The organism is Absiella sp. AM09-50 (genome assembly GCF_003433845.1).
GTDB classification, from domain to species: Bacteria; Bacillota_I; Bacilli_A; order Erysipelotrichales; family Erysipelotrichaceae; genus Hoskinsella; species Hoskinsella hominis.
Genome location: NZ_QVFI01000001.1, coordinates 211207 through 227829, shown reverse-complemented (window position 1 = coordinate 227829; position 16623 = coordinate 211207). Strand labels below are relative to the sequence as shown.

The window sequence follows — 16623 nt, the reverse complement described above, 5'->3', positions numbered from 1 at the left end:
GCTATCTTTTTTTCAGTTCTTCCTGAATCATCTTATTTGTCATTGCAGGATTTGCCTGTCCTTTGCTGGCCTTCATAACCTGGCCAACCAAGAATCCTACAGCACGATCCTTACCATTTTTGAAGTCCTCAATAGATTGTGGATTGTTATCTAAGACCGTTGTGATCATCGCTAATAATTCAGATGTATCACTCATTTGTTTCATGCCTTTTTCTTCTACAACCTTTTTAGGATCTTTTCCTTTCATGATTTCTTCAAATACGACTTTTGCTTGTTTACCACTGATTTCTCCATCGTTTACCATATTGATCATGGTACCTAAATGAGCTGGATTACATGGGTTTTCTGATAGTTTTAACGTTGCTTTGTTTAAAGCCGCAACCATTTCCACAATGACCCAGTTGGCAGCCTTTTTGTAATCTTTGGTGTGTTCACATACCAGTTCAAAGAAATCCGCAAGATCACGATTGTTTACCAATACGCCTGCATCATATTCTTTAAGGCCTAATTCATCCATATAACGCTGTTTTCTTGCATCTGGAAGTTCTTCCATATGTTCTTGGATATCTTTGATCCATGCTTCATCTAAACGAATTGGGAAAATATTTGGTTCTGGGAAATATTTATAATCCACACTTCCCTCTTTCTTACGCATCATTACTGTTGTTTTCTGTGTTTCATCATAACGTCTAGTTGCCTGAACAACCTGACCGCCACTTTCGATGACTTCTTTTTGACGGGCAACTTCCGCATCTATGGCTTTTTGAACATTACTGATAGAGTTCAGGTTTTTGATTTCTGTTCTTGTGCCAAATGTATCACTGCCTTCTTCACGAATAGATACATTAACATCACAACGCATGCTTCCTTCTTCCATCTTTACATCAGATACACCAAGATAGAATAATAAAGTTCTTAGTTTTTCAACATAAGCAGCTGCTTCTTCTCCATTACGGATATCTGGTTCACTTACGATTTCCACAAGTGGTGTTCCTGCACGGTTAAAATCAATTAATGTACCAGCATCAGAGTGGAACTGTTTTGCGGTATCTTCCTCCATATGAATACGGTTGATTCTGATTTCTTTCTTGCCATTTTTGGTATCAATAGAAATGCTGCCATTACGTCCAATTGGATGGAACTGCTGTGTAATCTGGAATCCTTTAGGAAGATCAGAATAATAATAGTTTTTACGATCAAATTTTACTAATGGATCGATGGTACAGTTTAATGCAGTTGCAGCTTTGATTGCAAGACGTACTGCTTCTTTATTGACACATGGCAATGTACCAGGATGACCTAAATCTATTTCATTCACACAAGTGTTTGCTGTTTCTCCAAAGGAAACAGGTGCACTGGAGAACATTTTTGTCTTTGTTTTTAATTCGCAGTGGATTTCAATCCCGATTACTGTTTCATAATTCATTTTGACACCTCCACATCGTTTCCTTTTAATCCTGTGATTTCTTCGATTGCTTTTCCAATATTGAATAATGTTTGTTCATCAAATGCTTTCGCAGTCATATTGATTCCGATTGGAAGGCCTTTTACAAAACCTGTAGGCATTGTCATACTTGGATATCCTGAGAAGTTTCCAATCGCCATATAGTTTTCTGCGACAAGCGCATCATTATCTAAATGTTCTTCACGGCTTTCTTCAGATAATGGCGCAACATCACTACTTGCATTCGCAATGACAACATCATAATCTTTTAAACAATTTGCTAATTCTTCAACAATTAAGCGACGTACTTTCTGTGCTTTACGGAAAATCTTTTCCTGGTTTTCTTCAAACAAAGAGTAGCTTCCTACCACAAAACGTCTGCGCACATAGGAACAAAGGCCTTTTGTACGGGAATTGATCATTACTTCTTCTACACTTTCCCCATCTTCACGCATACCAAAACGGATACCATCTAAATTTGAGTGATTTGCGGTTGCTTCCGCATTTGCGATAATGTAATAAACAGGTAAAATAGCTTTCATCAGTTTATCATCAAAGTGTACACGTTCTACGATCGCACCTTTACTTTCTAAAGCTTTCATTAATGCATCAAAATTTTCTTTTACATCAATATTGCTTACGCCCTGTTGTACATTTTCTAGTACCGCAATACGTTTTCCTTTGATATCAGAATTGATATTAGAAGCATATGCTTCTACTTCTTTGTAAGAAGAAGTCATATCACGATCATCTCTTCCAGCTAAAACTTCCAATGCTTTTGCGGCATCTTCAATAGCTGTAGTAAAGTATCCTACATGATCCAAAGATGATGCATAAGGAATGATACCATAACGTGAAATTCTTCCATAAGTTGGTTTCATACCGATAATACCGTTATAAGCAGCTGGTTTTCTTACACTGTCACCAGTATCCGTACCAATCGCAAAAGGCACAACACCACTTGCGACAAGCACTGCACTACCCCCAGAGCTTCCTCCAGAAATTCGATTTGTATCCCATGGATTGTTTACTTTTCCGGTATAAGCATTTTTGTTAGTACCACCCATACCTAATTCATCCATGCTCGCTTTTGCGATTACAACCGCTCCGGCTGCTTTCAATTTATCAACAATTGCGGCATTATATACTGGAACATAGTTATCCAGAATACGAGAACTTGCGGTTGTACGAACACCCTTTGTATTAACGTTATCTTTTAATACAATTGGCAACCCATATAATGGCGCATGTTCATCTACACTTTTTAATTCATCCAGCTGTTCTTCCACATCGCAGAATGTCACAACTGCATTTAGTTTTTCCTGTAAATCTCTTGCTTTTTCAAGTGCTTCTACAACACGTGTTTCCACGTCTTTTTCTCTTGTCTTTTCAAAATCCATCTTACTTCACCACCTTTGGAACATGTACATGACCAGCACGTACGCTCGCTGCATTTGCTAATGCATCCTCCTGCGAAATTACATTTTCCACAACATCTTCTCTTAAGAATGTTGTGTCTGCTTCAAATGGGTAGATCATTTCTTCTACACCCTCCGTATTGATTTCATCCAATACTTCGATCTGTTCCAGTAATACTTTGAATTCTTCTTGAAGTTTCTTTACTTCTTCTTCGTTGACATCAAACATGATATCATGTGCAAGCTTTTTAAAATACGCTTCATCAAAAGTTTCCATGTTTTCCTCCTTCTATCTATCAGCTTCTTATTTAAAATAAGATCGTTGTTACTTTACTACTGTTCTTTTCACGTTCAATGGCAGCATAATGATTGTTATCACAACTGACATCTACAGTGATGCGATAGGATGTCGCAAACTCATCTAGATTTTCTACAAGCAGCTGGGCAATAGCATTCATTTCCATACCGGTTTTCGCATGTGCCACAACGGATATTTTCAATTCATTCAAACTATCATTTTCAAAATAGCCTTTTCCTATTATGGAAGTATCATCTCCCAAATCCAGTTCAGCTAATGCTTTTTTATAATTCACAAAAGCTGTATTTGTGGTCGCATCCTTTTTATCACTTTCATCCGTTGGAAATAATACCCAGTTGGCATTGATATCTGAAAAATCAATGGATGTAGCATCACCTTTTACATATCCTTCCCGTTTAAAGGTTCCAGGTATGCCCTCCTGATCTCCTGCGATATCATATACAGTAACATAAATCGGAAGTTTTTTCATCTGTGGATAGGTATCACGCATATATTGCAGCAAACGCTGGCCATATACACTTTCATATTTTTTCATATCACTTTCTTTAATCGTATATTTCTGATTTTTTTCATCAACATCCTGACTGTTGACTACCATGGCTAGTGATAAACCACTTAATTCTTCCCCTTTATACCAGTCAATCTCAAATATATCAACCAGAATCACAGGATCTTTTATGGTTCCTTTATCTGTCTGAAAGGCAGTGCCGTTTTCTGGATTTAAACCAATAGGATTTTCTTCGCTTTTCCTACCCAATAATCCATTTTTATCCGCAGATGCATCTAAGGTATTGTAATCTAAGAACTGGCTTTCCCGATACGTATATGTATCTGGTGAAAAGTGCTGTTTACTATATTTCATCAAACCATTGGCGATTTCCAATGTATCATTTAGATTGGTCACCATGGTCATGTGTTTTAAACGGGCATCACTGACATCAAAAGGTAATAATGCGGTATAATCTCCCTCACGTATCGCAACGGTTTCTTTTCCATCATTTTTATCCTTTTTCTTATCATCAGAATTGTTACAGCCGCTTAATAATAGTACGCCGGATAATGCAATTAACCCTAAATCTTTTAATTTCACATCAGCTCACCTCTTTCATAAAGGTTTCTTCATCCATGGTCGCAACACCTAAATCATTGGCCTTGGTTAGTTTACTGCCTGCTGCTTCTCCATAAATGACATAATCTGTTTTCTTTGATACAGAACCGCTGACATTTGCCCCCAGTCCTTCTAAGATTGCCTTTGCTTCATTTCTGGTTAGCTGTGTTAAAGTACCTGTTAAAACTACCGTTTTTCCTGTAAAGATACTTTCTTTGATTTCTTCTTTTTCTGTATCCATACGTAAGCCATATGCTTTTAAATGATTGATCAGTTCTATATTTTTGGGTTCATGGAAGAATGCCACAATACTTTGCGCTGTGATATCTCCAATATCTTTGATCATCGTTAATTCATCATGACTTGCCTGCATTAAGGCATCCATGGTAAGGAAACGTTTCGCAAGTATCTTTGCGGCCTTTTTTCCAACCTGACGAATACCAAGTCCAAAGATTAAATCTTCCAATGGATTTTGTTTACTCACTTCAATCGCATCAATCATATTCTGATAGCTTTTTTCTTTAAATCCTTCAAAAGCTAAGATTTCTTCTTTATGTTCTACCAGACGATAAATATCTTCTATGGTATTTAATAATCCTTTATCATGGAAGAATTCTACTTTCTTTTCTCCCAATGTATCAATATTCATGGCATCTCTGCTGGCGAAGTGAATCATACTTTCCACTACACGTGCAGGACAGTCCTGATTGATACAATAATGGGCAGCCTCATCAGGTAAACGAACAAGTTCACTACCACATACTGGACACACATTTGGGAACTGATAAACAGCCTGTGTACCATCTCTTCTTTCATTTATTGCTCTTACGACTTCTGGAATGATATCTCCAGCTTTTCGTATGACAACATCATCGTTGATACGTACATCTTTTTCTTTGATCATATCTTCATTATGAAGTGTAGCTGCACTTACAGTTGTTCCAGCGACTCTGACTGGTTCTAATACAGCATTTGGTGTAATTTTTCCTGTTCTTCCTACTGTCAATACGATATCTAAAAGCTTTGTGACAACTTCTTCAGCTGGGAATTTATAAGCAATTGCCCATTTTGGTGCCCTTATGGTATTTCCTAAATGCGCCTGTGCCGCAAAAGAATCTACCTTGATGACCATACCATCAATGGCATATGGCAAATGAGGTCGCTGTTCCCCAATTTCCTGAATAAATGCCCATACTTCATCCATATTCGCACAGATACGGCGAAGCGGATTGACACGCAAATGCATTTCTTCCATCTTTTCAAGTGCTTCTTCCTGACTTTGAATACCAAATTCTGAAGAATTTACGAAATAGTACCAGAAAGCATCCAATTTACGACTTGCGGCAATTTTTGAATCTAGCTGGCGGATAGAACCTGCGGCAGCATTTCTTGGATTCGCAAATAATTCTTCACCTTTTTCTTCTCGTTGTTTATTCAACATTTCAAAGGATGCATTTGGCATATATACTTCACCACGCACCTCCACTTCCTCTGTATATGGGATATGCATAGGAATACTTTGAATCGTACGAACATTATGAGTAACATCTTCTCCAACGATACCATTGCCTCGTGTAACCGCCTGAACAAATGTACCATTACGATAAATCAAAGACATTGCCAGACCATCGATTTTTAATTCTGCGACATAGCGGGCATTGGGCTCCACTTCACGCACCTTTCGATCAAAGTCCTGTAATTCTTCTAAATTGAACACATCATCCAAAGATAACATAGCACGACTGTGTTCTACTTTCGTGAATGCATCTAATACCACACCGCCAACTCTTTGTGTAATAGAGTTAGGATCAGCATATTCTGGAAACTGTTGTTCCAAAGATTCCAGCTCCTGATAATATCGATCATATTCCTGATCAGATACACTTGGCTTGTCCAATACATAATATTCATAAGAAAGCCGATCTAAGATACGGCGTAATTCCAATATTCGTTGTTGACTCATAGAAACCTCCTATTTTTTTGTAAGGGATGGGTGTGTTACCATGATTTTTCTGATACCGAATTTCTGGTCAAAAGCAATCACAGCTAATTCACCTTCCATTTTTATGACCACACCATCTCCAAATGAAGCATGGTTCACGAGATCACCTTTTCTTATCTTACCCTTTTTCTTCGGTTTTTCTACTGTTTTTGAAGAATTATCCACAAAATCCTGTGGAGCATGCTGAATCATATCATCCTGATGGCGTTCTCCTGTTGAAAAAGAACGTGATCTTTGATTCATGGATAAGAAATCAGCACCACTGAATGTATCCACATCACCAGCAAAACTGTTTCGTGGTTTTGCGCCAACATCCTCTAAATATTCTTCTGGTATCTCACTAATAAATCTTGAGGTTGTTTTAATTTTATCCAGTATGTAACTATACCCATAGGAATCACTTAAAAACAACTGCTTCTTTGCTCTGGTAAAGGCAACATAGGCAAGACGACGTTCTTCTTCCAATGCCTCCTGTCCACCTTCTCCAACACTTTTTTCATTTGGAAAAATACCTTCACAAAGACTGTATACAAACACATTATCAAACTCAAGGCCTTTAGCTGCATGAATCGTCATCAACTGCACAAAGTCACCCTGCTGTGTCTGTTCTTTATCTGTATATAAGGAAATCTCCTGTAAATAATCCTGTAGACTGCCATCTGGATTACTTTCCACATAATCTGCGATATCATTGATCAATTCCTTGATATTTTCTTTACGCTCTATTTCTTTTTCTTCATCCAGCATTGCCAGATAGCCACTTTCCTCCATAATACGTTCCATTAATTGATCGATACTGATGGTATCCACCAAAGCACGGCATTCTTCAATAACACGCACAAACTCCTGAATACTTGCTCTGGCTTTGCCTTTTCCAATTTCATAATGCTTTAATACATCATACATATTGGTTTGATCATGTCCAGCCTGCGTTTCAATCAGTTCTAATGTTTTTGCGCCTATTCCACGTTTTGGAGAATTAATGACACGTTTTACTGCTAGATTTTTAAATAATTCTTTTGGGTCATCTTCACTTTTTGGCGCTAATAGTCGTAAATAACTTAATGCATCTTTAATTTCTGCACGATCATAGAATCGTACGCCACCATAAATACGATAGGGAATATGTGCATCCAACAAGGCTTTTTCAAGTCCTCGTGATAAATAGTTACTACGATATAATATTGCGATATCTTTATAATTTATGCCCGCATGATGTAATGTCTTGATCTTACCTGCAACCCAGACAGGTTCATTATCCCCATCCATTGCAGTAAAGTGAACAATTTTACTGTCCCCTTCAATTTCTGTAAATAAATCTTTATCAATACGATTGCGGTTATTCTTGATAAGTGCATTCGCACCATTCAATATTTGCTGGGTACTACGATAATTCTGATTTAAAATAACGGTTTTCGCATTTGGAAAATCTTTATCAAAATTCATGATAATATCTACCTGTGCACCACGCCATGTATAAATTGTCTGATCTGGATCCCCTACTACACATAAATAAGAATCTTCTTTGACCAGCATTTTAATGATGGCATATTGTAGATTATCCACATCCTGAAACTCATCTACATGAATATATTTAAAACGTCGTTGCCATTTTCTTCTGACTTCTTCATAATCTCTCAATATATGATGCGCAAATATCAATAAATCATCAAAATCCAGCGCAAACATTTCCTGTAAACGTTTTTGATAGAATGCATAAACATCCGCTTTGATCTGTTCTCCTGCCCATGGTCCAGCATTCATCTTTGCCACATTGGGATCAATAAAATTGGTTTTATTGCCGCTGATATAGGACAGCATAGAACCATAGCTATAGGATTTCACATCAATTTTCATCTGTTTATAAGCATCTTTTAAGATACTTTTCTGATCATCACTATCTAATATTGTAAAGTTTCTAGGATATCCGATTTCTAAAATATCCTCTCTTAATAATCGCACACAAAAGGAGTGAATTGTAGAAATCTGTACAGCGGATGCTACATCCCCTAATATATTTTCCACTCGCTCCTTCATTTCTTTTGCGGCTTTATTCGTAAACGTAATCGCTAAGATTTTATTGGGATATACGTGTAATTCATCGATCAGATATGCGATTCTGGTCGTCACAACTCTTGTCTTGCCACTACCTGCACCTGCAATGATTCTCAAATGATGATCCACACAACTTGCGGCTTCTGCCTGTTTATCATTTAACTGTTCTAATAACGACACAAAATCACCTCCGTAATAGTATATCATAAACGTTTTAAAATCTCTATGCATATAGCGTATTGTAAGGTAATTTTAAGGTGATTTTTTTCGATTGAATTTTTTATCTAAAGCTTTGTATTCATTCTGCTTTTTTGATAGTATCTTATATCACATATTTCATATTTACGCATCTTTTCTGCAAATGCTGATATCAAATCTTCCTTATATATGACATATGATACATTTCTTACGAAATATTCACAAAATATCCATAGTAATTTTGCTTATTTTATACTATAATTTAAAAATGTTGAGGTGTATAAAATATGTCAAAGAAAGATAGTAATAAAAAGGGAAAACGCAACTACAGCAGGACAATTGACCTAGTATTTCTTCTGATTCTGATGATCATTATGGTCATGGCGTTTTACATAGCATTTACCTTTGGAATTCTACCACAAAAATGGATTATGATCGCTGCGGCTGTCTTTGCCGTGATATTTGCGATTTTGTTCATTCTATCCTTAAAGAAACTGCCAAAATGGGCGGTATACACAAAGCGTGTATTCATCCTATTGTTATGTGCATTGCTAGCAACTGGTGGCTATTTCTTAGATAAGACACGTTCTACATTGCGTAAGGTGTCATCCAGCTCTGTAAGCAGTGAATCCAATGTGGAAAAGCTGATGGTCATCGTACCAAAGGATTCCAACATTTCCAGCATTAAAGATTTAGAAAATGCGACAATTGGATTTCAAAACAGTACAGATAAAGATAATGCAGAATATGTAAAACAGCAATTATCTGGTAAAGTTACAAATTATACTGCAGTAGATGCTTTAGATTACACGCAGTTGATTACGGATTTATTGGATTTAAAGACATTACAGGCGCTTGCAATCTCTGAAACATACTACAATATGTCTGCGGCGAATATTGACGCTTTTAAAGATAATGTCAAAACAATTGAAACCTATGAAACTACAAAGAAAACAAAACCAACAACACGCAATATTGATATCACAAAAGATACCTTTACAGTCTATCTAAGTGGTATTGATAATATGGGTTCTCCTGATCAACAGACCAGAACGGATACCAACCTGATTTTGATTGTCAATCCAGTCGCAAAACATATTGATATGGTATCTTTGCCACGTGATGGATATATACCAAATCCAGCATTGAATAATATGAATGATAAATTAACACATACAGGAAATGATGGAATCGAAAACAGTGTGGCAGCGATTGAAAACTTCTTCCAGATTCCCATTGATTATTATGCACGTATTGGATTTAATTCTTTGATTCAGATTATAGATGCAATTGGTGGTATCGATGTAGATGTAGAAATTGATTTCTGTGAACAGGATGAAAATCGTAGTTTCAAAAAAGATGATTTAGTTTGTTTAAAAAAAGGAAAACAACATCTGAATGGTAAACAGGCACTGGCTTATGCAAGACACAGACATACAATTGGCTATGATAATGCAGGTCGTGAACGTGCACAACAAAGAATCATCAAGGCGATGATCAATAAAATGATTTCTCCTTCTGCGATCGGATATCTGAACAAATTATTAGATATTATACCAAGTTATGTGATTACCAATGTACCTAGTGATAAAATCACAGATTTCGTGTCAAATGAATTAAACGATTTATCTCCATGGACCATAAGTTCAATCAAAAGTGATACCGGCTGTTATGATGATCAAGTAGCCGCAAGTACTTCCACTTTAGGAATTAGTGATTGTTACTTATTCAGTCGTGATGAAGTACATGCCTTATTAAATGCTTTTGAAGGCGCAAGCAATCAATTAAAGATGAATGAATTCCATTTTGATTTACAGGATTTATATAAGGATACTCCACAGATCAATCAAGATCCAACACTGGTTTGGTCTGATATGGCAGTAAATCCACATTAAGAAAAGAGAAATCTCTTTTCTTTTTTTATAAGCATTGTCCGTACAAAAATGGGTAGAATATGTTATAATTAGCCGGTGCGAAAGGAAGGTAAAAGAAAATGGAAATTATGAAAAAGTTCATAAGTTATTATAAGCCGTATAAAAAAGTTTTTTTTCTGGATATGCTGTGTGCATTGATTATCAGTATCGTTGACCTGGCATTTCCACAGATTTTAAATTATTTAAACAATACGTTTTATGTTCAGCCAAAAGAAATGATCATGGACAGCCTGTTTATTTTGGCCATTGGCCTGTTGATCATGTATATTGTAAGAGCATTGTGTCGTTACTATGTCACTGCCCAGGGGCATATCATGGGCGCAAAGATGGAAAGTGATATGCGTCAGGATCTGTTTGATCAATTTGAACGTTTATCATTCTCTTATTATGATCAAAACAATACAGGAGAAATGATGAGTAAACTGGTATCTGATTTATTTGATATTTCTGAATTATCTCACCATGGACCTGAAAACGTGTTTATCTCATTATTAAAGATTTTTGGTTCTTTCATATTGTTGTTATATATCCATGTGCCATTAACATTAATTTTGATTGCGGTAACAGTTATTATGCTGGTGTTCTCTTTATTTCAAAACAAGAAAATGCAGGCTACCTTCATGGATAATCGACGTAAGATTGCAGGCGTCAATGCTAGTTTACAGGATTCCTTAGCTGGCATTCGTGTGGTGAAATCATTTGCGAATGAAGATATTGAACGTGATAAATTCGCCCACAGTAATCAGATGTTCTTACAATCTAAATCAAATAACTATTATCGTATGGGATTGTTTCATGCAGGAAATAATTTCTTTCAGGGTATGTTGTATCTGACAATTCTAGTAGCTGGAGGTTTCTTTATCGCTAAAGGTACCTTAGATCCAATTTCACTGGCTACCTATGCTTTATATATCAATATCTTTGTAGCACCAATTGAAGTCCTTGTGGAATTCACAGAAATGTTTCAAAAAGGGTTCTCTGGTTTTAAACGTTTCTTAGAAGTCATTGAAACAAAACCAGATATCGTAGATGCAGAAAACGCAAAAGATATTGAAGAAGTATCTGGTGTCATCGATTATGAAGATGTATGCTTCAGTTACAATGAAGAAGAAACTGTATTAGATCATATCAACTTCCATATTGACGCAGGAAAATCCATTGCCTTGGTTGGTCCAAGCGGCGGTGGAAAAACAACCATTTGTTCCTTGCTTCCAAGATTTTATGATGTAAACAGTGGAAGCATTAAAGTAGATGGTAAAGATGTACGTGAGTTGACACTGGAAAGTTTACGTAAAGCCATCGGCATTGTTCAACAAGATGTCTATTTATTTACTGGTAGTATTAAAGAAAATATTGCATATGGCCGCCCGGGTGCTAGTGATGATGAAATCATTGATGCAGCAAAGAAAGCCAACATCCATGAATTCATTATGAGCTTACCTGATGGATATGATACTTTTGTAGGAGAGCGTGGTACACGATTAAGTGGTGGACAGAAACAGCGTATCTCTATCGCCCGTGTATTTCTGAAAAATCCTAAAATTTTAATTCTGGATGAAGCAACCAGTGCTTTAGATAATGAAAGTGAACGTCACATTCAAAAAAGTCTGGAAGAATTATCAAAAAATCGAACATGTATCACCATTGCCCATCGTTTATCTACTATCCGTAATGCGGATGAAATTATCGTTATTAGTGAAAACGGTATGGAAGAACGTGGCAGTCATGAGGAATTAATGGAGAAAAATGGTGTTTATGCGAAATATTATAACCTTCAATTTGAAGGTTTGGATTACGATGAACAGACCAAAGAAGTGATACATACAAAATAACAAAAGAAAAACTAATGACGTGCATTAGTTTTTCTTTTTATCTTCTTCATTTACTTTTGTATGTTCTACCATTGTTAACCATTCACGCAAGGTTTCCACATCTTCCTGATCACGAATGATGCATTCCATTAACATAGTTTCCTGTCCCGAAATATATTGCGCAGAAATACGATAGTATTCCTCTGTTTCTTCAATAAAACCTTTTCCTTTGAAATTCTGATTATCAATATCAAAAGCTTCTTCACATAAAAATGCCTGCGCAAATTCTAAATTTTCTTCAAATATATAGGCATTTGCCTTGATGAGCCATTTCCATCCATCTTCACTTTGTTTGTAAGGTGCCATGAAATGCAAGGTCTGACTTTTTTCATCATAGCCATTTTCACTGCAGCCAGGCACAGGAATACGCCAGTTGCCAAAAGGATAAGACACCATATAGCGACGATATCCTACATCTTCAAGATGCATATCAATACCATGACGGATGATATCTTCTCTATGGATGGCTTCACATAATTCATGATATTCTTTCATAGGAAGTGGCAATGTATCATCTTTTTCATAAGCAGCTTCAATATAATCTATAATCATATTTGCCATCTTATCGCTGTATTCATTCATACTGCTGTATTCAAAGAAGCATTCTTTCCATAGCAAGGATAATGCACAATTACGATAATATCCTGCATGAAAATCCAAATCATTCCAAATAAAGAAACGCTGTGCTAACTCTTCGATATCCAAATTCGTGAAATCTTCTACAGAAATATATCCCATTGGTGTTACCACATAACCATCTTTTCCAATTGGCTGATAGTAATCCATTGGCCAGCTGATCATCAGATTATTTAATTCCTGATGATTATCCTTTACATATCCTGCGATATCCTTTAGCCACTGATAGAAGTATTTATATTTTAAATTTTCAAAGTTTCTTTCTTCATAATATTTTGTTGGATCACTTACTTCAAAAGCAATTGGACTATTCATGATGACTTCATCAAAGAATGAACATACAAATGCATGAAATCCAGGTCCCGCTACATTTGTCTGTGCTACAATACTAACAAAAGTTCCTTCATAGCTGCATTCAATATATCCTTCTGGACAAATATCCATCATCAAGGTTGCATCATAATCTTCGATATGTACTTTCTTTTTTACACATACATCTTTTAAATACTGAGAAAACTGTTCTCTGTCCTTTTCTTTTTCAAGCGCACCTTCTAATACTACTTCAATTGACATTCATCTTACCTCCTCTAAAAAGGGACTGTATGTTCAGTCCCTTTAATCTAGTGCTAATACACGATAACCTTGTTTTGGCTGCGCTGATTCTGCATAATTGCCACTATAATCTGTTTCTGGATTATAGTCATAATCATACATGCGAATCAGTGTTACCTTCATGCTGGTTTTAAGTTTATCTACTGGAATCTTTCCTTCCTTATAGGTTACTTTTAAATCAACATAATAACCTTCTACAGGCTGTGCATTATATTGTAAACCTTGTGCTTCTTCAAAACCACTGATCTGCACATCACTTACTTCAGGTAAACTGTCCTTGCCATATTCATTTACGATCGTAGGATAATTTCCATAATAATAAGCAGTCGCAAAATCTTTAAACTTATTGATATAGGCTGTAGGAATAAATTCTAAACCACCTAAATCACTTTGATCTTTTTTATTGGACAATGTAAAGAAATCAAAAGCAAAGCTGACAGCTACCTGTTTTGCTTCTTCTTGTGTATCCTGATTCTCCAGTGCTGCGCTCAGCTTGTTGTATGCCGTGATTTGTGCATTCGTAGGATTGACTGGTTCCACATAGACATCATTTGCGACCATGGAAACCACAGGCTCTTTTTTATCTTCTTCTTTTTTGCTTTCCTTGTCTGATCCCCCGCTACAGCCGCTGACTGTAAATACCATCGCAAGAAGCGTTAGTGCAATCAAGCTTTTTCTGATTTTCATAAATACCTCCAACTGCAATTAGAATTTCATTTGTTTGACATATTCTAAAACATTTTCTTTATACAGGCCGCCGCCTTGTTTCAGTTCTTTGTTGCCGCCACCTTTTAAGTGGTATTCATCCGCAATCTTTTCAAAGACCTTTTCCACATCAAAGTCAACCTCAGGATGACTTGCGACAACCACTTGCATATTATCGTATATTTTTGCGATAAATACAACTGCTTTTTTATCTTCTTTTGTTATATATTGAGCTAAATTCGCCAAAGACTTCTGATCAATATCATCGAAGAACTCCACAATCACATTTTCTTCTTTTGCGGCAAGTTCTTTCGCAAGCATTTTATAGTATTTATGTTTCCATACAACAACATCTCTGTTTAACTGCTTTACTTCATTAATTAAACGATTAACGCCAGTATTGACATAGATATGGGAAACTGCCAATGAGTTGCTGGCTTCATCCAAGACTTTATAACGTTTCTTAACACTGTCTAACATCTGATCTCCCACGGTATAGCGAATCTTATAGCCTTTACTTGTTTTTTCGTACCCAACAATAAACAGCATTTGCAGATAACGTAAGCTAGGCACATGCATACAACCACACAGGTTATAGTCTAACGCACCGATTTTCACAACACGGATATCATCATCCATATGTGGAATCAATGCTTCTTTAGCAACGAATTTTAATGCTTCGTTATAACTTGGATATGTAACTGTCACATCCAGATCATCACGAATCAATCCATTGCACAGCACCTCTAATTCAAATGCCATTTTATCATTGAAATCTTTTAAATCAAATTCAATATCATTTTCTTCATCACCAACATGGTGAGCAAGTGTTTTTACTTTATATACATTTCCTAAAACAGCACTAATCAAATGCTGGGCTGTATGAACCTGACATTTACGAAAACGTTCATGCAGATTCACGCTCATAAATACGTTTCCTTCCAATCTGGTATCCAATAAATGCCATAATTCTCCATCTTCATATTTTAATGCTTCTACATAGTGATTATCAATCATTCCGATATCACTTTGCATACCTCCACTTTCCTTAAAGAAAATGGTTTCTTTAAATGCATGCCAGAACATGCCGTTTTCTTCTTTTACTTTTGTTACGACAGTCCCTAGTTCTGTCTTAAAGCAATTATCATACAATTTATTGAACATACTCACGCTTCCTTTCCTCATAAAATTTTTATTTCTTCTATTTTACCACATTTTTAATTCCTTTTGAATAGTAATCCCTTTTAATTAATATGTGAAATCATGTTATTTCATGCCTTTTCATTGCGGTAAAAATCATGTATAATGATAAAGCAAGTTTATAGCAGGAGGACATATATGAATCAAGTAGCAGATCATTGGAAAGATTATGAATGTATAGATGCCGGAAACGGTGAAAAACTGGAAAGATGGAAAGATATTATTTTACGCCGTCCAGATCCTCAGGTTATCTGGCCTATTGACAAGGAAGATCAGTTATGGAAAAGTCCTCATGCCCATTATCATCGCAGTAAAAGTGGTGGCGGCAGTTGGGAATATAAAAAGAAATTTAAAGAAAGCTGGACCATCTCTTATAAAGAATTACGATTCAAAGTATCTCCTACCGGTTTTAAGCATACGGGACTGTTCCCTGAACAGGCAGCAAACTGGGACTTTATGATGGATAAAATCAGAAATGCAGATAAAGAAATCCGTGTTTTAAATTTATTTGCTTATACAGGTGGGGCAACAATGGCCTGTGCGAGTGCAGGTGCTGCAGAAGTCGTACATGTGGATGCGAGTAAAGGTATGGTCAACTGGGCAAAAGAAAATATGAGCTTATCACACCTAGAAGATCATAAAATCCGTTTTATCGTGGATGATGTTTTAAAATTTGTACAGCGTGAAAAACGTCGTGGAAGAACCTATCATGCGATCATTATGGATCCACCAAGTTATGGTCGAGGACCAAATGGCGAAGTTTGGAAGATTGAAGAACAATTATATCCACTGGTAAGTGCGTGTATGGAAATTCTGGATGATGATCCTTTATTCTTTTTGATCAATTCCTATACAACAGGTTTTCCAGCATCTGTTTTATACAACCTGATTCATGCGACAATTTTAAGAAAACATCCAAATGGCTATATAGAAGCCGGAGAAATTGGATTGCCAATCACAAGAAGCAATACCACCCTTCCTTGTGGCATCTATGGAAGATGGGTAAAAAAATAACAAAAGTCTACTATCCAATCATCATACGATAGTAGATTTTTTTCAAATTGAACTGACAGATGTAAAAAATAACGATATAATGAAAGCAGATATATTCCAAAAGAACG

12 protein-coding genes are annotated in these 16623 nt (G+C 36.2%); 3 read left to right on the top strand and 9 right to left on the bottom strand.

The features are described 5' to 3' along the window. Position 1: 1 nt before the first annotated feature. The 6 genes from gatB to DW114_RS01060 are packed head-to-tail and all read right to left on the bottom strand — an operon-like array spanning position 2 to position 8526. Positions 2–1426, bottom strand: coding sequence for an Asp-tRNA(Asn)/Glu-tRNA(Gln) amidotransferase subunit GatB (gene gatB, locus DW114_RS01085; protein WP_117451549.1), 1425 nt, complete (start codon positions 1424–1426; stop codon positions 2–4). Next, positions 1423–2844: an amidase family protein gene (locus DW114_RS01080; RefSeq protein ID WP_117451547.1), complete on the bottom strand. Its 1422-nt coding sequence runs from the start codon at positions 2842–2844 to the stop codon at positions 1423–1425. The genes gatB and DW114_RS01080 overlap by 4 nt, the downstream gene beginning before the upstream one ends. 1 nt (position 2845) lies before the next feature. Beyond that, positions 2846–3139: an Asp-tRNA(Asn)/Glu-tRNA(Gln) amidotransferase subunit GatC gene (gene gatC / locus DW114_RS01075; protein WP_117451545.1), complete on the bottom strand. Its 294-nt coding sequence runs from the start codon at positions 3137–3139 to the stop codon at positions 2846–2848. A gap of 31 nt (positions 3140–3170) precedes the next feature. Then, positions 3171–4271: a CamS family sex pheromone protein gene (locus DW114_RS01070; protein WP_117451543.1), complete on the bottom strand. Its 1101-nt coding sequence runs from the start codon at positions 4269–4271 to the stop codon at positions 3171–3173. A 1-nt stretch (position 4272) separates the two neighbouring features. Next, the gene (gene ligA, locus DW114_RS01065; RefSeq protein WP_117451541.1) at positions 4273–6252 is read right to left on the bottom strand and encodes an NAD-dependent DNA ligase LigA; all 1980 of its coding nucleotides are present in this window, start codon (positions 6250–6252) and stop codon (positions 4273–4275) included. A gap of 9 nt (positions 6253–6261) precedes the next feature. Continuing rightward, positions 6262–8526 carry an ATP-dependent helicase gene (locus DW114_RS01060; protein ID WP_117451539.1) on the bottom strand — a complete coding sequence of 755 codons (2265 nt, stop codon included), beginning with the start codon at positions 8524–8526 and terminating at the stop codon, positions 6262–6264. Between the two features lie 305 nt (positions 8527–8831). Here DW114_RS01060 and DW114_RS01055 point away from each other — a divergent pair, with 305 nt between their 5' ends. Both DW114_RS01055 and DW114_RS01050 read left to right on the top strand, forming a co-directional pair. Next, positions 8832–10439, top strand: a complete 1608-nt coding sequence (locus DW114_RS01055) for an LCP family protein (RefSeq protein WP_117451537.1) — start codon at positions 8832–8834, stop codon at positions 10437–10439. A gap of 98 nt (positions 10440–10537) precedes the next feature. Beyond that, positions 10538–12310 (top strand): ABC transporter ATP-binding protein, encoded by a 1773-nt coding sequence (locus DW114_RS01050; RefSeq protein WP_117451535.1) that lies wholly within the window; start codon positions 10538–10540, stop codon positions 12308–12310. A gap of 24 nt (positions 12311–12334) precedes the next feature. Here the strand turns inward: DW114_RS01050 and DW114_RS01045 are convergent, their stop codons facing one another. The 3 genes from DW114_RS01045 to DW114_RS01035 are packed head-to-tail and all read right to left on the bottom strand — an operon-like array spanning position 12335 to position 15466. Then, positions 12335–13558, bottom strand: coding sequence for a hypothetical protein (locus DW114_RS01045; protein ID WP_117451533.1), 1224 nt, complete (start codon positions 13556–13558; stop codon positions 12335–12337). Positions 13559–13600: 42 nt separating this feature from the next. Then, the gene (locus DW114_RS01040) at positions 13601–14284 is read right to left on the bottom strand and encodes a ferrichrome ABC transporter substrate-binding protein (protein ID WP_117451531.1); all 684 of its coding nucleotides are present in this window, start codon (positions 14282–14284) and stop codon (positions 13601–13603) included. A gap of 18 nt (positions 14285–14302) precedes the next feature. Continuing rightward, a complete protein-coding gene (locus DW114_RS01035; RefSeq protein WP_117451529.1) occupies positions 14303–15466 on the bottom strand; it encodes an alanyl-tRNA editing protein in 1164 nt (387 codons plus the stop codon). A gap of 174 nt (positions 15467–15640) precedes the next feature. On the opposite strand from DW114_RS01035, the gene DW114_RS01030 reads away from it, so the two are divergent. Beyond that, entirely contained in the window at positions 15641–16516 is an 876-nt protein-coding gene (locus DW114_RS01030; protein ID WP_117451527.1) for a class I SAM-dependent methyltransferase, read from the top strand. Positions 16517–16623: the final 107 nt, after the last annotated feature.